The sequence below is a fragment of the Mesorhizobium sp. J428 genome (assembly GCF_024699925.1).
Taxonomy (GTDB): domain Bacteria; phylum Pseudomonadota; class Alphaproteobacteria; order Rhizobiales; family Rhizobiaceae; genus Mesorhizobium_A.
The window spans coordinates 4,379,302-4,396,488 of record NZ_JAJOMX010000001.1; the positions used below are offsets into that span (position 1 = coordinate 4,379,302).

Annotated in this window: 17 protein-coding genes and 1 pseudogene; 10 read left to right on the forward strand and 8 right to left on the reverse strand. The window is 64.7% G+C overall.

What is annotated here, in order from left to right; all coding sequences use genetic code 11:
* Window positions 1-40 precede the first annotated feature (40 nt).
* Both LRS09_RS21975 and LRS09_RS21980 read right to left on the reverse strand, forming a co-directional pair.
* Window positions 41-931 carry a lipid kinase gene (locus LRS09_RS21975; protein ID WP_257809026.1) on the reverse strand — a complete coding sequence of 297 codons (891 nt, stop codon included), beginning with the start codon at window positions 929-931 and terminating at the stop codon, window positions 41-43.
* A gap of 100 nt (window positions 932-1,031) precedes the next feature.
* Window positions 1,032-2,378: a glutamine synthetase family protein gene (locus LRS09_RS21980; RefSeq protein WP_257809027.1), complete on the reverse strand. Its 1,347-nt coding sequence runs from the start codon at window positions 2,376-2,378 to the stop codon at window positions 1,032-1,034.
* 209 nt (window positions 2,379-2,587) lie between these two features.
* Here LRS09_RS21980 and LRS09_RS21985 point away from each other — a divergent pair, with 209 nt between their 5' ends.
* Together LRS09_RS21985 and LRS09_RS21990 are read left to right on the forward strand one after the other, a co-directional pair.
* Window positions 2,588-3,385, forward strand: coding sequence for a class III extradiol ring-cleavage dioxygenase (locus LRS09_RS21985; protein ID WP_257809028.1), 798 nt, complete (start codon window positions 2,588-2,590; stop codon window positions 3,383-3,385).
* A gap of 52 nt (window positions 3,386-3,437) precedes the next feature.
* The gene (locus LRS09_RS21990) at window positions 3,438-3,797 is read left to right on the forward strand and encodes a diacylglycerol kinase (protein WP_257809029.1); all 360 of its coding nucleotides are present in this window, start codon (window positions 3,438-3,440) and stop codon (window positions 3,795-3,797) included.
* Window positions 3,798-3,801: 4 nt separating this feature from the next.
* Here the strand turns inward: LRS09_RS21990 and LRS09_RS21995 are convergent, their stop codons facing one another.
* A complete protein-coding gene (locus tag LRS09_RS21995; RefSeq protein WP_257809030.1) occupies window positions 3,802-4,377 on the reverse strand; it encodes a DedA family protein in 576 nt (191 codons plus the stop codon).
* Window positions 4,374-4,931 carry a DUF1003 domain-containing protein gene (locus tag LRS09_RS22000; RefSeq protein ID WP_257809031.1) on the reverse strand — a complete coding sequence of 186 codons (558 nt, stop codon included), beginning with the start codon at window positions 4,929-4,931 and terminating at the stop codon, window positions 4,374-4,376. Before LRS09_RS22000 ends, LRS09_RS21995 begins: the two co-directional genes overlap by 4 nt.
* A gap of 94 nt (window positions 4,932-5,025) precedes the next feature.
* On the opposite strand from LRS09_RS22000, the gene LRS09_RS22005 reads away from it, so the two are divergent.
* The 6 genes from LRS09_RS22005 to LRS09_RS22025 are packed head-to-tail and all read left to right on the forward strand — an operon-like array spanning window position 5,026 to window position 10,489.
* On the forward strand, window positions 5,026-5,739 hold the full coding sequence (locus LRS09_RS22005; RefSeq protein ID WP_257809032.1) for a DNA-3-methyladenine glycosylase I: 714 nt from the start codon (window positions 5,026-5,028) through the stop codon (window positions 5,737-5,739).
* Window positions 5,740-5,785: 46 nt separating this feature from the next.
* Complete coding sequence (locus LRS09_RS22010) at window positions 5,786-7,465, forward strand: NAD+ synthase (protein WP_257809033.1); 1,680 nt, start codon at window positions 5,786-5,788, stop codon at window positions 7,463-7,465.
* Window positions 7,466-7,471: 6 nt separating this feature from the next.
* Window positions 7,472-7,876 carry a GNAT family N-acetyltransferase gene (locus tag LRS09_RS22015; protein ID WP_257809035.1) on the forward strand — a complete coding sequence of 135 codons (405 nt, stop codon included), beginning with the start codon at window positions 7,472-7,474 and terminating at the stop codon, window positions 7,874-7,876.
* Window positions 7,873-8,121, forward strand: a complete 249-nt coding sequence (locus LRS09_RS30105) for a hypothetical protein (RefSeq protein ID WP_308240329.1) — start codon at window positions 7,873-7,875, stop codon at window positions 8,119-8,121. The genes LRS09_RS22015 and LRS09_RS30105 overlap by 4 nt, the downstream gene beginning before the upstream one ends.
* 11 nt (window positions 8,122-8,132) lie before the next feature.
* Window positions 8,133-9,119, forward strand: coding sequence for an MFS transporter (locus tag LRS09_RS22020; RefSeq protein ID WP_308240330.1), 987 nt, complete (start codon window positions 8,133-8,135; stop codon window positions 9,117-9,119).
* Window positions 9,116-10,489: a glutamate--tRNA ligase gene (locus LRS09_RS22025; protein ID WP_257809037.1), complete on the forward strand. Its 1,374-nt coding sequence runs from the start codon at window positions 9,116-9,118 to the stop codon at window positions 10,487-10,489. The genes LRS09_RS22020 and LRS09_RS22025 overlap by 4 nt, the downstream gene beginning before the upstream one ends.
* Here LRS09_RS22025 and LRS09_RS22030 read toward each other — a convergent pair.
* The 4 genes from LRS09_RS22030 to LRS09_RS22045 form a co-directional block, all read right to left on the reverse strand.
* A complete protein-coding gene (locus LRS09_RS22030; RefSeq protein WP_257809038.1) occupies window positions 10,407-11,609 on the reverse strand; it encodes a DUF2865 domain-containing protein in 1,203 nt (400 codons plus the stop codon). The genes LRS09_RS22025 and LRS09_RS22030 overlap by 83 nt on opposite strands.
* A gap of 123 nt (window positions 11,610-11,732) precedes the next feature.
* Window positions 11,733-14,057 carry an NADP-dependent malic enzyme gene (locus LRS09_RS22035; protein ID WP_257809039.1) on the reverse strand — a complete coding sequence of 775 codons (2,325 nt, stop codon included), beginning with the start codon at window positions 14,055-14,057 and terminating at the stop codon, window positions 11,733-11,735.
* Window positions 14,058-14,146: 89 nt separating this feature from the next.
* Window positions 14,147-14,989 (reverse strand): fumarylacetoacetate hydrolase family protein, encoded by an 843-nt coding sequence (locus tag LRS09_RS22040; protein WP_257809040.1) that lies wholly within the window; start codon window positions 14,987-14,989, stop codon window positions 14,147-14,149.
* A gap of 52 nt (window positions 14,990-15,041) precedes the next feature.
* A complete protein-coding gene (locus LRS09_RS22045; RefSeq protein ID WP_257809041.1) occupies window positions 15,042-15,821 on the reverse strand; it encodes an SDR family oxidoreductase in 780 nt (259 codons plus the stop codon).
* 120 nt (window positions 15,822-15,941) lie between these two features.
* On the opposite strand from LRS09_RS22045, the gene LRS09_RS22050 reads away from it, so the two are divergent.
* Both LRS09_RS22050 and LRS09_RS22055 read left to right on the forward strand, forming a co-directional pair.
* Entirely contained in the window at window positions 15,942-16,751 is an 810-nt protein-coding gene (locus LRS09_RS22050) for a UDP-2,3-diacylglucosamine diphosphatase (RefSeq protein ID WP_257809042.1), read from the forward strand.
* 164 nt (window positions 16,752-16,915) lie between these two features.
* Window positions 16,916-17,152, forward strand: a pseudogene (locus LRS09_RS22055) (MFS transporter); the annotation flags it as partial.
* Window positions 17,153-17,187 lie beyond the last annotated feature (35 nt).

Here is a 17,187-nt window from a genome sequence, read left to right on the forward strand (position 1 = left end):
TTGACAACGTCGACGGGCGCCTTCGGGCGCCCGTTGTCGTTTAGGTCCCGTCGCGCGGCGCGAATACTGCGATCGCCTTCGGCAGAACCTTGAAATGCGCCGGCGTCGAGGTGACGATCTCGCCGTCGAGATTCACCGACATCTCCTCGTCCGTCTCGATGTCGAATTCGATGCAGCGCGCGGTGCGCACCTCGCTCCAGGCACCATGGGTGCCGGCCCGGAAAGAGCGTAGCATCAAGGCCAGCTTCCATACGTTCTTCATTTCGAGGCTGTAGAGATCCAGATGCCCGTCGTCGATCGAGGCCGAGGCCTCGACAATGTTGCCGCCGCCGTAATGGCGGCCGTTGCCTATGGCGATCTGGTAGGTCGAAGCGTCGATCTGCAATCCCTTCTCGGTGATCCGCGCCTTGAACCTGTTCGCCTTCGACAGCACCTTCGCGGCCGCCAGCGCATAACCGAAACGGCCGAACCGCCGCTTGAGGCCCGGATCGAGACTGCGGGCGAGTTCGGTGGAAAGCCCGATGCTGGCGACGTTGAAGAAGGCATGGCCGTTCACCGTCCCGACGTCGATGCTCCGCGTTCTACCGGCCACGATCATGTCCGTCGCCTTGCCGAGGTCGGCCGGAATGCCCAGCGTGCGGGCGAGGTCGTTGGCAGTGCCCATCGGGATGATGCCGAGCGGCAGCCCACTCTCGATCGCCGCCATAGCCGCCGAAGACACCGATCCGTCGCCGCCGCACACGATCACCAGATCCGCCGTGTCGCGCAGCCGCACGATGTCGCGGGAAATCTCGGGCAGGGCATCGAAGGGCTCGATGGTGACGGCAACGCCGCCGGCCTCTAGGCGCTTGACCAACGGCGTGATCGCCTCGCCGCCGCGGCGCGCCTTCGGGTTCACGAGCAGCAGCCCACGTCGTTTCTCTGGAAGCATGATGGACCCGGATTGTCGTCGCCACGCAGATAGGACGCAGGATGGGCGATTGCGACGCACGCCGCGCCCGCAACCCCGTTAAATCTTGGTAATGTGCCCTCTAGAGATACCACTCGTATTCGCGGCGAGAGGCCGAGCCCATGAAGGCGGCGAACTCCGCCTCCTTCACGCTCGCATAGATCGCTGGATAGTCTGCGCCCAGCCAGCGCGGCAGGATGGTCGCGGCGCGCAATGCCCTGAGCGAGTTCCACGGCGTCAGCGGCAAGTCGGCATCGATCTCGGCGCCGGCATTGCCCGTATGCATCGGACCCGGGTCCAGCCGATTTTCCATACCGTGATGCATGCCGGCAAGCACTGCCGCGATCACCAGATAGGGATTGGCCTCCGCGCCGGATGCTCGGTGCTCAATGCGTCGTGATGCGCCCGACGAGACGGGCACGCGGAAGGCGACGGAACGGTTGTTCTCGCCCCAGTCCCTCGTCACCGGCGTGAAGTTGTTGGCGGCGAAGCGGCGGAAGACATTTAGGTTCGGGGCGAAGATCGCCATCGCCTCGGCCATCGTGGCCTGGAGGCCCGCCACGGCATGACCGAGCGTCGCCTGGCCGTCGGCCCGGCGGTCGTCGAACAGGTTCTGCCCGTCGGCACCGAGCAGGCTCGCATGGACGTGCAGTCCGCTGCCCGCCATGTCGGGAAAAGGCTTCGACATGAAGGTTGCCTCCATGCCGAACTGTCGTGCGACCGACTGGATGACCCGACGCAGCAGGCAGGCGTCGTCGGCGGCCTTCACCGGATCGTCGCGATGCTCCAGGTTCACCTCGAACTGGCCGGCGCCGTATTCGCTGATGATCGTCGAGGAGGGGATGCCCTGCGCTGTGCAGGCGGCCTCCACCGCCGAGATGAAGGGCTGATACTCGTCGAGCTTGGCCAGCGACAGAACCTTGCCGGCCGTCTCCGCAATCCCGGTCTTTGGCGATTTCACTGGCAGCGGCGCGCCATCGTCGCCGCGCACTTGGTCGATTAGGTAGAATTCAAGCTCCGCCGCGACCACGGGGCGCAGCCCGGCCCCGTGGAGGATAGAGACGGTCTGCGACAGCACGCTGCGTGGATCGTACCAGAACGGTTCGCCGCTCGACGCGCTGGCCGGCGCGCACAGCACCTGCGCGACGCCGGCGTTCCACGGCACCGGCACCAGCGTTCCGGCGACGGGCATCACCGTCGCGTCCGGATCGCCGTCCGAAAAGCCGTAGCCCATCGGATCGGCGGTGTTGCCCTGCACGTCGACCAACGACATCGCCGCGCAGATCGGCGAACCGGCGGCGAAGAACTTCGCCATATGCGCTCGCGGCATGCGCTTGCCATAGGCATTGCCGCACAGGTCGAACAGCACGGCGTCGAGATGCGTAGTCTGCGGATGCGCTTCAAGGAAGCGGGCGAGTTCGTCCGGCACGTGTCGTCCCCCTATTTCGGGCAAGGCTAGCCGTCCGCGTTCCGTCCGTCATCGTGCAAGAACGAGATTTTGCAGCGGATACGAACTTCGTCGCCGCTCGTTGGACAGATCGGGAGCGTCTGTTCGCAATTCATGAACGCTCAGTCGAAGCGGCACGATCTGTGCACGGCCCAAGCTCAAGCGTATCTATCCGCCAAGGAGATCGTTCCATGACCACAATGCCATCGCTTTTCATTTCCCACGGCGGGCCCAACATCGTCACCTCCGATTCCGAGGCTCGCCACTTCCTCGAGAAACTATCGGAATACGTGTCCCGTCCGAAGGCGATCGTGCTCGTATCGGCGCACTTCGAGACCGATGGTGTTGTTGTCGTCACCGATCCCGTGCCCGAAATGATCTATGATTTCAGGGGATTCGCGCCGGAGCTTTACAAGATCGTCTATCCCGCGCCCGGTGAACCCGGTCTCGCGGCGAAGGTTGTGTCTCTGCTCGAGAAAGCCGGTCTCTCGCCCTGCACCATCGGCAAGCGCGGCTACGATCATGGCGCGTGGACGCCGATGCTGCTGGCCTTTCCGGATGCCGGCATTCCGATCGTGCAGGTCTCGATCGATCCCAACCGCGACGCGGCGTGGCATTACCGGCTCGGCCAGGCGCTTGCACCCCTGCGTGAAGACGGCGTACTGCTGGTCGGCTCCGGCCACATCACCCACAACCTGCGCGCCTTCTTCCCTGTAATGCGCGAGGGAAGGACGCCCGATCCGGATCTGGTGCGTAAGGTTGATGCCTTCACCACCTGGTTCGCGGACGAGATCGCGGCCGGCGACACGCAGGCGCTGCTCGACTGGAAGAACCGCGCGCCGTTCACGGCCGAGAACCACCCGACGGACGAGCACCTGATGCCGATCTTCTTCGCGCTCGGTGCGGCGGGCAAGGAGATACATGGTGAGCGGATCCATGCGTCCAAGGAATACGGCTTCTTCGCCTACGATTCCTACCTGTTCCATTGAGCCGGAAATCGGCTAAACGGTCTCCGCCCGGCCCTTCGGGCGGAGATCTCCGATGAAACGCCTCCTCAACGCCTTCCGGAACTCGCTGCGCGCCTTCGGGCGCCTGATCCGCACCGAGAAGGCCTTCCAGCAGGAGGTCGTCCTGCTCCTCGCCGCGCTGCCGGCCGCGTGGTTCCTGTCGCAGAGCTGGTGGGGCTTCGCGCTGCTTATCGGCGCGATCCTGCTGCTGATCATCGTGGAAGTGCTGAACACCGGCATCGAGGCGGCCTGCGACGCGTTCAGCCGCGAGTTCAACACCGACATCCAGCTCGCCAAGGACTGCGGCTCGCTGGCTGTGTTGATCTCGATCGTCATGGCCGGCGGCGTCTGGCTGCTCGCAGTGGCCGAGAAGATTGCAGGCGTGGCGCTTTAGCGATTCAGCGGCGCGTCCGCAGGTAGCGGTGCCCGAGCCACAGTCCCATCGCCATGACGGCGACCGCCAGCCCGGCGCCGATCAGAAGCCGCTGATGCTTCACCAGCGCATCGCCGATAAGATGCTCCGCGCCGGCGCCGAAGAAGTAGCCCAGACTGACGAAGACGCAGGCCCAGACGAGCGCGGATGCCGCATTCAGGGCAAGGAAGCGAGGCACGGGCACGGACGACAGCCCTGCCGCCACGCCGCCTACCATGCGCAGGCCGTAGATGAACCTGTTGGTCAGAATGAAGATGTTGGGGTGCCGCTCGACCAATGCGTGCGCGTGGCTGAAACCCGGCCGCTCTCTGAGTGCCAATACCCTCGGATGGTCAGCGAACCGCCGCCCGGCGAGGAACAGTGCCGTGTCGCCGAGGAACGCGCCGGCAAAGGCGACGGCAACGGTGTGCCAAACCGCGAACACCTGCTGATGCGCGAAGAAACCGCCGAAGATGGCTGCACTCTCGCCCTCCGCCAGGCAGCCGGCAAAGACGGCGACGAGCCCGAACCGCTCGACCAGATAGTGCAGGAGATCGATCACGATGCCACGCCGCCCAGCCGCGCGTCTATGCGCTTGAGATGCGCTGCCAGTTCCGTGATCTCTGACTGCATGTTGAGGATCTCGCGCTGCCGTAGTGCATCCAGTTTATCGTGCAGTGCCATGATCTCGATCTCGGCCTTCAGGTTCACCTCATAATCATGCGTCGCGTCGAGCCGGTCGCGGGCGGCTTGGCGGTTCTGCGACATCATGATGATCGGCGCCTGGACCGCGGCCAGCATCGACAGGATCAGATTGAGGAAGATGAACGGGTAGGGGTCGAACGCGTCCCTCGTCAGCAGGAACGCGTTGCCGATTGTCCAGACCACAAGGAACAGCAGGAAGCTGACGATGAAGGCCCACGAACCGCCGATCCGCGCCATCGCATCCGCAACCCTGTCGCCGAACCGTCCTGGCCCCGAGAGGCTCTCGTTCGGGTCCCGCGAGATCGGCCGGCGGTCGATCGCGCTCTGCAACACGCGCAACTCGTCTTCGGTCAGGCTGTCGAGATTGCGTTGCAGCCAGCGGGTGGAGAGCTCGTCTATCGTCTTATGCATCAAGGCATCCTCGCGCCGCCGCCTTGGCAAGTGCCGCGTCATTGGCGAAAATACGGTCAGCGCCGCCACAAAGCGCCGATCGGGAGAGAAATCAATGGACAGTTTTGCCGCGATCCGGGACCGCGCGGCCCTACGCAAGGGGGGCGAGGTGGGCATTTCGCGCCTGCTCGGCACGCCGCCGGACAATGCGCAGCTTGCCGCGCTCGGTGACGACCGCATCCTGTCGCAGATGTCGGCGCGCATTTTTTCGGCCGGTTTCGTCTGGAGCGTGATCGAGGCCAAGTGGCCGGGCTTCGAGGAGGCGTTTCTTGGCTTCCAGCCGAAGGCGCTCCTGTTCCAGCCCGACGAGTTCTGGCACGACCTCGCCGCCGACAAGCGCATCGTGCGCAATCCGCAGAAGATCAGGTCGGTGCGCGACAACGCCGCCTTCGTCGACAAGGTCTCGCGCGAGCATGGCGGCTTCGGGCGTTTCCTTGCCACCTGGCCTGCGGACGACCAGATCGGCCTCACCGCCTACTTGGCAAAGCACGGCTCGCGGCTGGGCGGTAATTCGGGACAGTATTTCCTGCGCTTTATCGGTTGGGACGCCTTCATCATCTCGCGCGACATGGCGGCCGCGCTCCGCGACGCCGGGCTCGACATAGCCGAACAGCCGACGTCGAAGGGCGATCTCGCGAAGATTCAGAAGCAGGTGAACGAATGGGCGGGCGAGACCGGCCTCAGCCGCACCCACATCTCCCGCGTACTCGCCATGTCCACAGGTATAAATCACGCGCCGCAAGAACTGGCGGCCTATATGGGGGAGTAGGTAAGCGCAGATTGTCAGCCGACGCGCGTCACGCTAAGCCTCTCGCATGACACAGTCCGCGCCTTCCGTCCTTCGCATCGCCGTCGCCCAGCTCAACCCGACCGTGGGCGATATTGCCGGTAACCTCGCCAAGGCGCGTGAGGCGAGGGCGGAGGCGGCGCGGTACGGCGCGGACCTGGTGTTTTTCACCGAGCTCTTCCTTGCCGGCTATCCGCCGGAGGATCTGGTGCTGAAGCCGGCCTTCCTCGCTGCCTGCGAGAAGGCAGCGAACGACATCGCGGCGGATACGGCCGATGGCGGCCCCGGCCTCGTCATCGGCACACCGCTGAGGCGCAAGAGCGGCATCCACAACGCGATCATCGTGGCCGACGGGGGCAAGGTCCTGGCCGAGCGCCTAAAGGTTGATTTGCCCAATTATGGCGAGTTCGACGAGAAACGTGTCTTCAAGGCGGGACCCGACATGCCGGGGCCGGTGTCGTTCCGCGGCGTCCGCCTCGGCATCCCGATCTGCGAGGATATCTGGGGCGAGCTTGGCGTCTGCGAGACACTGGCCGAGAGCGGCGCCGAAATCCTGCTCGTGCCGAACGGCTCGCCCTACTATCGCGGCAAGGTCGACGTGCGGCACCAGGTCGTCATCAGGCAGGTGATCGAGACCGGCCTGCCGATGCTTTATGCCAACCAGATGGGGGGACAGGACGAACTGATCTTCGACGGCGCATCCTTCGCCATCAACGCCGACAAGTCGCTCGCCTTCCAGATGAGCCAGTTCGAGGAGACCGTCGTCGTCACCACCTGGAAGAGGCAGGGCGACGGTTGGCGCTGCACGGACGGACCGATGTCGCGCATTCCCGAAGCCGAGGAGGCCGATTACCGCGCCTGCATGCTAGGCCTGCGCGACTACGTCAACAAAAACGGCTTCAAGGACGTCGTGCTCGGCCTCTCCGGCGGCATCGACTCGGCGATCTGCGCCGCACTCGCGGTTGACGCGCTGGGTGAGGAGCGGCTGCGGGCGGTGATGATGCCCTATCGCTACACGTCGAAGGATTCGCTGGCGGACGCCGAGGCCTGTGCGAGGGCGCTCGGCTGCCGTTATGACATCGTTCCGATCTTCGAGCCGGTGGAAGGCTTCAGCCACGCGCTCACGCAGATCTTTGAGGGCACCAAGGAAGGCATCACCGAGGAGAACCTGCAGAGCCGCGCGCGCGGCACGATCCTGATGGCGATCTCCAACAAGTTCGGCTCGATGGTGGTGACCACGGGCAACAAAAGCGAGATGTCGGTCGGCTACGCCACGCTCTATGGCGACATGAACGGCGGCTTCAACCCGATCAAGGACCTCTACAAGATGCAGGTCTACGCCCTGTCGCGCTGGCGCAACGGCACGGTGCCGCCCGGCGCGCTCGGTCCGTCGGGCGAGGTGATCCCGAAGAACATTATAGACAAGGCGCCATCAGCGGAGCTGCGGCCGAACCAGACCGACCAGGATTCGCTGCCGCCCTATCCTGTGCTCGACGACATCCTTGAGTGCCTGGTCGAGAATGAGATGGGCGTCGACGACATCGTCGCGCGCGGGCACGACCGCGACACGGTGCATCGCGTGGAGCACCTGCTCTACATCGCCGAATACAAGCGCCGGCAAGCGGCGCCGGGCGTGAAGATCACGAAGAAGAACTTCGGTCGAGACCGCCGCTACCCGATCACCAACCGGTTCAGGGATCGGGGATAGCGCCAGGTGGAGATCGTCTTCGACCTCTCGCGGCTCGATTTCGCATCCACTTCGAGATTGCTGGAGACCGCGTGCTGGACCACCGGACGCACCGATGAGATCAACCTCCGCGCATTCGCAAACTCGATCTGCGCGGTCGCATTGATTGACGGGCAGCAGGTCGGCTTCGCGCGCGCCTCGGGCGACCGCACGCTCTTCGCTCGCATTTCCGACGTGATCGTTCAGCCGGAGCATCGCGGCAAGGGCATCGGCAAGGCGCTGGTTCGCGCGCTGCTGGACCATCCGGAACTGCGCACGGTCTCGATCTGGACGCTGAACACCTCAGATGCACACGGACTCTACGAGGCGTTCGGATTCCGCAGATGCACCGACGGAACCGAGATGCGGCTCGATCGGACCGTCGCTGGGTGAACGCCTTCCTGATATTTCTGCGCGGCAATGCACGCTGGGTCGCGGCCGCCTTTGTCCTGACCTTCTTCTCCACGATCGGCCAGACGTCGTTCATCGGCGGTTCGGCGGGACACATCCGCTCGGACTACGGTCTCAGCAACGGTCAGTGGGGCATGGTCTACATGATCGGCACGCTCGCGAGCGCACTGACATTGCCATATCTCGGCGCGATCGTGGATCGGCTGACTTACGCCGGGTCGCGCTGATCATAGCTCCGATGCTGGCCGCCGCGACAGCGCTGATGGCGTTCTCCGCGCATGTGGCCGGCTTAATGCTCACCATCTACCTGCTGCGTCTCTTTGGGCAGGGCATGTTCCCGCATACCGCCTACACCGCCACCGCGCGCTGGTTCACGGCCCAACGCGGCAAGGCGCTGTCGCTTGTGATCCTCGGTCACAATGCCGGCGAGGCGGTCCTGATCGCCGGTTTTGTTGCGCTGTCGGCGGCGATCGGCTGGCGCTTGGGCTGGCTGGTTCTCGGCGTTGCGGTGCTGGTTATCGCGCTTCCCCTGGTCTTGTGGCTGGCGGCCGTCGAACGGGTTCCCGCATCGACCGAGATCAATCCCCGGGTGGTCGACGCGCGCGATTGGACGCGAGGCGAGGTGCTGCGCGATCCGCTCTTTTACCTGTCCATGCTCGGGTTCATGGCGCCGGGCTTCATTGTCACGGTCATCTTCTTCCACCAGGTCTATCTGGTGGAGCTGCGCGGCTGGTCGCTCGGCGTCTTTGCCTCGGCATTCGTCGTCTGGGCAGGCGTCAACAGCCTGTCGACGTTGATGACGGGCTACCTGATTGATCGCTTTTCCGGCCTATCGGCCCTTCCTTTCGTCCTCTTGCCGCTCGGCGTCGCGAGCATCCTGCTCGGAACGATGACCGCGGATTGGACTCCATTCCTCGTCATGGCGCTTCTCGGAGCGTCCAGTGGCGCGGCGACGACGACACTGGGCTCCGTGCTGCCCGAGGTTTACGGCCTCAGGCACCTGGGCGCGATCAGGGCGTTGATTGTGGCGACGACCGTGTTCGCAACGGCAGCAGGCCCGGGCATCACCGGCTATCTGATCGACATAGGCGTCGGCTATCCGGCTCAGCTCATTGCGATGGGCGTCTATTGTTTCCCCGTCTCGGTGCTGATGGCGTTTGTCGCGCGGCGCGTCAGGGCGCGCAACTTGCCAAGCAAAGCCGTGTCCGATACGCCGCGCGCATGACTGTCACCGTCCGTTTCGCGCCGTCGCCCACCGGCAACATCCATATCGGCAATGCCCGCACGGCGCTGTTCAACTGGCTGTTCGCGCTGCAGCGCGGCGGCCGCTTTATGCAGCGTTTCGACGACACCGACGTCGAACGTTCCAGGCAGGAATATGCCGACAACATCCTCACCGACATCGCTTGGCTCGGCATCGAGCCATCCGCGGTCGAATACCAGTCGAAGCGCTTCGTAGTCTACGAGGCGGCGGTCGCGAAACTCAAGGCGGCCGATCTGCTCTATCCCTGCTACGAGACCGCGGAAGAGCTCGACCTCAAGCGCAAGGTCCGCCTTACGCGCCGCCTGCCGCCCGTCTACGGACGCGAGGCGCTGAAGCTGACGGCGGACGAGCGTGCAGGACTGGAGGCCGAGGGCAGGCGGCCGCACTGGCGTTTCCTGCTGCCGAATTTCGATGCCGATCCGTTCTCGACGCGGCGCACGGAAGTCACCTGGACAGACCTTGTGCGCGGCGAAGAGACGGTCGATCTGGCCTCGCTGTCCGACCCTGTCCTGGTGCGCGAGGACGGCACCTATCTCTACACGCTTCCCTCAGTCGCCGACGACATCGACCTCGGCATCACCCATGTCATCCGCGGTGACGACCATGTCACCAATACCGGTGTGCAGATCGCCCTCTTCAGGGCGCTCGGCGCTGAGCCGCCCGCCTTCGGCCACCACAACCTGCTTACCGCCGCGACCGGGGAGGGACTCTCCAAGCGCAGCGGCGCGCTGTCGATCGCCAGCCTGCGCGCCGACGGCATCGAACCCATGGCGGTCGCGTCGCTCGCCGTGCTGACCGGCACCTCGCAAAACGTCGTCGCAGCGCGCGACATGGCCGAGCTGGCCGGCCGCTTCGACATGGCGTCCACCTCGCGCTCGGCATCGAAGTTCGATCCGGCAGATCTCCTTGTCCTCAACCGCACGCTGCTGCATGGCATGGAATTCGCGGCTGTGGCGGAGCGGCTCGCCGCTCTGGGCATTTCCGGCGTCCGGGCGGAACCGTTCTGGCTCGCTGTGCGCGGCAATCTCGACCGGCTGGCCGATGCGGCAGGCTGGTGGCGGATCGTAACCGAAGGGCCGGCGGAGGAGCCGGACCTTTCTGACGAAGACCGAGCCTTCCTTCGCGCAGCTTTCGATCTGCTGCCTCCCGCGCCGTGGGACGGGACGACCTTCAAGGCGTGGATGGATCAGGTGAAGTCAGCATCCGGCCGCAAGGGCAAGGCGCTGTTCATGCCGGTTCGCTTGGTGCTTACTGGACTGCCGTCCGGGCCGGAGCTCGCAGATCTATTGCCCCTTCTGGGTCCGGAAGGTACGCAGGCCCGACGACCCTGACCTTGCGCCCGCCATCGATGGCGAATTCGCCCGTAGCGGCTTCGGACAGGCGTTTCATGTCGTCGGTATTGAACGATCCTTCCCGGTTCGCCAGCGTTTCAGGATCCGCCGCCGGATCTGGCCGCGACGAAGGCAGGGCGATGGAGGAGGTCTCGGCAGGCGCACTTGTCGCGCCGTCGCCGGCGACGACGGAAAAGCTCTTCTTCACCGCTGTGCAGGAGCAGCCCTGCGGCCGGGTGAAGGCGACGTCCCTGTATTTGAATGCCGTCACGAGGTCCGTGTAGGGGCTGCCGTAGGAATCGACCATGTTTTCCGATTCTTCGTCCGGAACCCGGTGCGAATAGAGCTTGACCTCAGTGCCCGGGCACATGGTCTGGCAGTTCTGCTCGTCGCGCTGGAAGTCGGAGCTGGAGGAGGAATAGGAGATCGGCCAGTAATAGCCGTCGCAGGTGCGCACACACAGGGTGCGGTAGTTTCCGCCGCCGCGCATCACCTCGAAGCTGTTACCGTTGCCGATGGTGGTGCGCACGCGCGCCGAGCCGCCATAGGCTTGGAACTCCCCGTCCTCGCGTGGATCGACCCGCTGGATGCCGCCACCGAAGAGCCGTTCGAAGAGGTTGCCGCCGCGCGATTGTTCTCTCGACGCCATGTCCGGCGTGCGATTCCGCCGAGTTCCGCGGCAGTCATTGGCGTCAATCGCAGCGAGTATCCTGTGGCGCTCGCGGCGGGTGTCTCCCCCGCTTCCACCCATGCGGGCGCGCGTGCGTTCGAGCTGTGCGAGGTTGCGCTCCATGCGGTCAAGACCGCGGCCGATGGCATCGCAGGCGGACCCGCCGCTGTCTCGCGAGAAGAAGCCGCCGCCGCATCCGGCGCGGCGATACTGCTGTTCTCCCCTGCGGATCTGGGTGCGTTGCTGTTGGATCGCCTGGTCGTAACGGCGCGCCTGGGCCGAACTGCCGGAGCCGCCTGGCGAAAGGCTCGCGAGCTGCGCCTCGAGTTGCCGGCAGGTCCGCGACTGGGCGTAGGCCTCGGTGGCGGAAACGGCGAGGCCCGCCACAAGGGCGAGCGCCAACACCCGCAGGGCGGCTCGCCACTTCACCGTCTGGAGCTCCCCGTGCATTGCCAGCCTGCCATCCCTCGATGGACGTCGGCGCGATCATGCGCACCGAACATGAATGCCGCCTGAATATGGAACGACGCTTCCTCGAACGGAAGGCACAGGGTTAACCGCGCCTTACCATCCTCAGCCGCCAGCGATCAGTGTCGGCGCGTCCTGTGAGGCCTCGACGACCGCCAGGGCGGTCATGTTGACGATACCCCGCGAGGTAACAGACGGTGTGAGGATGTGCGCAGGCAGACGGGTGCCGAGCAGGATTGGTCCGACATGCAGCGCATCCGTCATCGTCTTCACGGTCGTCAGCGCGATGTTCGCCGCATCGAGGTTGGGGAACACGAGCAGGTTTGCCTGATCCTTCAAAACAGAATGCGGATAGACCCGGCGTCGCAGTTCCTCCGACAGCGCGGAATCGCCATGCATCTCGCCGTCGCTTTCGAGCTCCGGCGCGATCCGTTTCAGAATCGCCGCGGCCTCTCGCATCTTCAGCGCGCTGGCGCTGTCGCGTGAGCCGAAGTTGGAATGCGACAGTAGCGCTGCCTTCGGCACAATCCCGAATCGGCTGATCGCTTCCGCGGCCAGCAGGGTCATTTCCGCGATCTCGTCGGCGCTCGGGTCGAGCGTGACATAGGTGTCGGTCAGGAAGGTCACACCGCGCTGCGAGATCAGCATAGAGAGCGCCGACAGGTCGCGGTAGCGCACGTCGGCTCGCGCGCCGATGATCAGGTTGACATTGCGCAGGTGGCGCTCGAAGCGGCCTTCCAGGCCGCAAATCATCGCGTCGGCGTCGCCCCTGTGGAGCGCAAGCGCCGCAATGACGGTGGCGTCCGTGCGCACCATGGTTCGCGCGGCCTCTTGCGTCACGCCGCGCCGCCCGGCGAGGCGGATCAAGAGGTCGACATAGTCGCGGTAGCGCGGATCGTCTTCCGGATTGACGATTGCGAAATCCGTGCCCGGCCGGATCCTGAGGCCGTAACGTCTGAGCCGCACGTCGATCACGTGGGGGCGACCGATCAGCGTCGGTTCGGCAGTGCCTTCCTCCAGCACCACCTGTGCGGCGCGCAATACGCGTTCGTCCTCGCCGTCGGCATAGATTACCCGCTTTCTCGTCGCCGTGCGGGCGGCGGCGAAAACCGGCTTCATCACTAGGCCGGAGCGGAACACGAACCGGTTCAGCCGGTCGACATAGGCCTCCATATCAGCGATAGGCCGCGTCGCGACGCCACTGTCCATCGCGGCCTTCGCCACTGCCGGCGCAATGCGCAGGATCAGCCGCGGGTCGAAGGGCGAGGGAATCAGATAGTTAGGTCCGAAGGTCGGCGTCTCGCCCGAATAGGCGCGCGCAGCTACGTCCGACGGCTCCTCGCGGGCGAGGGCGGCGATGGCGCGCACGGCGGCCATCTTCATCTCCTCGTTGATCGCGGTCGCTCCCGCGTCCAGCGCGCCACGGAAGATGTAGGGGAAGCACAGCACGTTGTTGACCTGGTTCGGGAAGTCCGAACGGCCGGTGCAGATCATCGCATCCGGGCGTGCGGCCCGCGCGAGCTCCGGCATGATCTCCGGCGTCGGATTGGCCAGCGCCATGATGAGGGGGCGGTCCGCCATTTCCTTGAGCAGTTCGGGCTTCAGGACCCCCGCGGCCGAGAGGCCCAGGAACACGTCCGCGCCGCCGATCACGTCGGCAAGTGAACGGGCATTGGTGTCCTTGACGTAGGGATCCTTCCAGCGGTCCATCTCATCGACGCGGCCCTTGTAGGCGACGCCGAAACGGTCGGTGACCCAGACGTTCTCGCGGCTGGCGCCGAGGGAAACGAGGAGATTGAGGCAGGCGAGGGCGGCGGCACCGGCGCCCGACGTGACGATCTTGACGTCCGGCAGCGACTTTCCGGCGACTTCCAGGCCGTTCAGGACGGCCGCCGCGACGATGATCGCCGTGCCGTGCTGGTCGTCGTGAAAAACCGGAATTCCCATCCGCGCCTTGAGCTGCTCCTCGACCTCGAAGCATTCCGGTGCCTTGATGTCCTCCAGATTGATGCCGCCGAAAGTCGGCTCCAGCGCCGAGATCGCCTCGACCATGCGCTCGATGCCCGGCGCATCGATCTCGATGTCGAACACGTCGATGCCGGCAAACTTCTTGAAGAGGACGGCCTTGCCCTCCATGACCGGCTTCGACGCCAAGGGGCCGATATTGCCCAGTCCGAGCACGGCAGTGCCGTTCGAGACGACGCCGACGAGGTTGGCCCGGCCGGTGTAGAGCGCGGCCGCTCCCGGATCGTCCTTGATCGCGAGGCAGGGTGCGGCAACGCCCGGCGAATAGGCGAGCGCGAGGTCGCGCTGGTTGCCGAGCGGCTTCGTCGCCTGGATCTCCAGCTTTCCCGCCACCGGATAGCGGTGGAAGAACAGCGCCGCCTCGTCGAGGTCGGACGATCGCGCCTTGTCGGCTTCGCTGGTCATGGCGATTCCCCCTGCTTCATGCGAAACGATTAGCATGGGCGGCAGAGAAGCGAACGCGCGAAAAAGCGAAAGCTGTTTCGCGCCGGCGGTTACCTGGCGATGACCTTCTGCCTCTGCTCTCCGAGACCGGCGATGCCGAGCCGCATCTCGTCGCCGTCCTTGAGGAAGACCGGCGGCTTCATGCCGAGGCCCACGCCGGGCGGAGTGCCGGTCGTGATCACGTCGCCGGGTTCGAGAATCATGAACCGCGAGAGGTAGGAGACGATCTGCCTGACCGTGAAGATCATGGTCGACGTGTTGCCCGTCTGCATGCGCTTGCCGTTGACATCAAGGAACATGTCGAGGTTCTGCGGGTCGGCGATCTCGTCCGGGGTCACGATCCAGGGACCGAGCGGTCCGAAGGTCGGCGCGCTCTTGCCCTTGATCCACTGGCCACCGCGCTCTGCCTGGTACTCGCGCTCCGACACATCGTTGCAGACTGCATAGCCGAAGACATGCTTCAGCGCGTCCTTCTCCTCGACATAATCGCACTCCTTGCCGATCACGATCGCGAGCTCGACCTCCCAGTCGGACTTCATCGAGCCTTTCGGCAGCATCACGTCGTCGTTCGGGCCGGACAGGCAGCTCGGCGCCTTCGAGAACACGATTGGTTCCTTCGGGATCGGCGCTCCCGTTTCGGCGGCGTGGTCGGCATAGTTGAGGCCGATCGCGATGAAATGGCCGATGCGCGACACCGGCGCGCCGATCCATGCGCCCTTGGGCGCGGCAGGCAGGATAGCCGGATCGATGTTCGTGAGGATCGACAGCAGGTCGAGCGAGATCGTCCCGGGCGAATACTCAGTGACGACGGAAGATGCGTCCCTGATGACCCCGTCCTTGTCGAGGATGCCGGGCTTCTCTAGGCCCAACTCGCCGAAACGCAGCAGTTTCATGTGTTTCCCCTCCCGAATTCAGATGTCAGGCGAACGATGCGACAATGCAGGCTCAAAATGCGCTGGGGTAAAGACCGCCGTCAATGCGCAGGTTCTGCCCGGTTATGTAGCCAGCATGCGCCGAGCAGAGGAAGGCGCACGCGTTGCCGAATTCCTCGGGCGTGCCGAGACGGCCGGCGGGAATCTGTTTGTCCTGCTGTGCTGCATAATCCTCGAGCGACATGCCGGCCTTCTCCGCACCGAACCTGGTCGTTACGCGGATGCGGTCGGTGTCAAGCTTACCGGGCAGCAGGTTGTTGATCGTGACATTGCGGCTGGCGACGGTCTTGGCGATGCCGGACATGAAGGAGGTGAGGCCGGCTCGCGCGCCGGACGAGAGGTCGAGCCCCGGGATCGACGTGTAGACCGACAAGGAGGTGATGTTGACGATGCGCCCGAAGCCACGTTCCATCATGCCGTCGATCACGCCCTGCATCAGCTCGATCGGCGTCACCATGTTCTGCGTCACGCCATCGAGAATCGCCTTCCGGTCGAGCTGGCGGAAATTGCGAGGGGGTGGGCCGCCATTGTTGTTCACCAGGATGTCCGGGTCAGGGCAGGCGGCGAGCAGCGTCTTCTGCACCTCCGGCAGCGACACGTCGCCCTCGATCTCCGTCACGCGGACGCCGTAAGTGTCGCGGATGTCCTGCGCCGCCGCGGCCAGCACCGCAGGGTCGCGGCCGTTCAGCACAAGGTCGACACCCGCCTCCGCGAGCGCATCGGCGCAGCCGCGCCCGAGCCCGCGGCTCGACGCGCAGATGATTGCCTTCCGGCCCTTGATCCCCAAATCCATGTCGCAACCTCCTTCAAACCGGCGACAGACCTATCCGTAGCTGCGCCAAACCACAACCGTCACACGTCTGTGATGTGAATCGTGTCAGGGCATTGCGGGAAGGAAAGTCTGGTAATCGCAATGTCCGACGTCGAAACCCGAAGCTTTCGCACCCTGTTCATTTCCGACATCCATCTCGGGTCGAAGCCGGCCAAAGCCGAGTTTCTCATCGATTTCCTGCGCCAGCACCAAGCCGAAACGATCTATCTGGTCGGCGATATCGTCGACGGCTGGCGGCTGCGTCGATCATGGCACTGGCCGCAGTCCCACAACGATGTCGTGCAGAAGCTGCTGCGCCAGGCGCGCAAGGGCGTGAAGGTCATCTACATCGCCGGCAACCACGACGAGTTCCTGCGCTCCTTCCAGGGCGAGCACTTCGGCGGCGTGGTTGTCGCGGACCGCGCAATCCACGAAGGCTGCGACGGCCGGCGATATCTGGTCATCCACGGCGACCAGTTCGACGGCATCGTCCACAACATTCGCTGGCTCGCCTACCTTGGCGACAAGGCTTACGACACGGCGATAGTGGTCAATCGCGTCGTCGCCTTCATTCGCCACAGGTTCGGGCTGTCCTACTGGTCGTTCTCGTCCTGGGCGAAGGTCAAGGTAAAACGCGCAGTGAACTTCATCAGCGCCTTTCAGGACATCGTCGCTGAAGAGGCGCGGCGTCACGAGGTCGACGGCATCATCTGCGGCCACATCCATCATGCCGCGATCGAGACCATCAACGGCGTGCGCTACATCAATACCGGTGACTGGGTGGAAAGCTGCACGGCGGTGGCGGAGCATTTCGACGGACGCTTCGAAATCCTCACCTGGGCCAAGGTCACGCCGGCGCGGCAGGAAGACGAGGCCAAGATCGCGGTACTGAGGCCGGCCGCCGCTGCCTGACCGGCGGCTGGAGCAAAGCTCCTCCGCTGCTGGCGCGCCGTCACATGTAGGCGCGGCACGGAGGACGTGTTACGGCGCATGGGACAGTCGCTCGGACTCCTTCCCGAATGCTCCCGCCTCTTTCTCAAGAACAGCAGATCAAGCCGCGCCGTTTCGAGCTGCGGATGTCCGTTCTTTACGCCTGCCTCTTCCTGCCGAATGGCATCCATCTGCCGTATTTTCCGCTCTGGCTCGAGTATCACCGGTTCACGCCGTCCGAAATCGCGTCGATCATTGCCATTCCGTATTTCGTTCGCATCTTCGCCGGCCCGGTGGTTTCAGCCTGGGCCGACCGAGCGCGTGACCGCGTACCCGTTCTGCTTGCCTGCGCGATCCTCTCCCTGGCCGCATGTGCCGGTTACTTGCTGCCGGCCACCTATCTGGTCGTGCTGGCCGT

What these genes read in the sequence shown, in the direction of transcription:
- LRS09_RS21975 (WP_257809026.1), bottom strand. Translation starts at nt 931, where the DNA reads ATGCTTCCAGAGAAACGACGTGGGCTGCTGCTCGTGAACCCGAAGGCG.
- LRS09_RS21985 (WP_257809028.1), top strand. Translation starts at nt 2,588, where the DNA reads ATGACCACAATGCCATCGCTTTTCATTTCCCACGGCGGGCCCAACATC.
- LRS09_RS21990 (WP_257809029.1), top strand. Translation starts at nt 3,438, where the DNA reads ATGAAACGCCTCCTCAACGCCTTCCGGAACTCGCTGCGCGCCTTCGGG.
- LRS09_RS22000 (WP_257809031.1), bottom strand. Translation starts at nt 4,931, where the DNA reads ATGCATAAGACGATAGACGAGCTCTCCACCCGCTGGCTGCAACGCAAT.
- LRS09_RS22005 (WP_257809032.1), top strand. Translation starts at nt 5,026, where the DNA reads ATGGACAGTTTTGCCGCGATCCGGGACCGCGCGGCCCTACGCAAGGGG.
- LRS09_RS22010 (WP_257809033.1), top strand. Translation starts at nt 5,786, where the DNA reads ATGACACAGTCCGCGCCTTCCGTCCTTCGCATCGCCGTCGCCCAGCTC.
- LRS09_RS22020 (WP_308240330.1), top strand. Translation starts at nt 8,133, where the DNA reads ATGCTGGCCGCCGCGACAGCGCTGATGGCGTTCTCCGCGCATGTGGCC.
- LRS09_RS22025 (WP_257809037.1), top strand. Translation starts at nt 9,116, where the DNA reads ATGACTGTCACCGTCCGTTTCGCGCCGTCGCCCACCGGCAACATCCAT.
- LRS09_RS22030 (WP_257809038.1), bottom strand. Translation starts at nt 11,609, where the DNA reads ATGCACGGGGAGCTCCAGACGGTGAAGTGGCGAGCCGCCCTGCGGGTG.
- LRS09_RS22035 (WP_257809039.1), bottom strand. Translation starts at nt 14,057, where the DNA reads ATGACCAGCGAAGCCGACAAGGCGCGATCGTCCGACCTCGACGAGGCG.
- LRS09_RS22040 (WP_257809040.1), bottom strand. Translation starts at nt 14,989, where the DNA reads ATGAAACTGCTGCGTTTCGGCGAGTTGGGCCTAGAGAAGCCCGGCATC.
- LRS09_RS22045 (WP_257809041.1), bottom strand. Translation starts at nt 15,821, where the DNA reads ATGGATTTGGGGATCAAGGGCCGGAAGGCAATCATCTGCGCGTCGAGC.
- LRS09_RS22050 (WP_257809042.1), top strand. Translation starts at nt 15,942, where the DNA reads ATGTCCGACGTCGAAACCCGAAGCTTTCGCACCCTGTTCATTTCCGAC.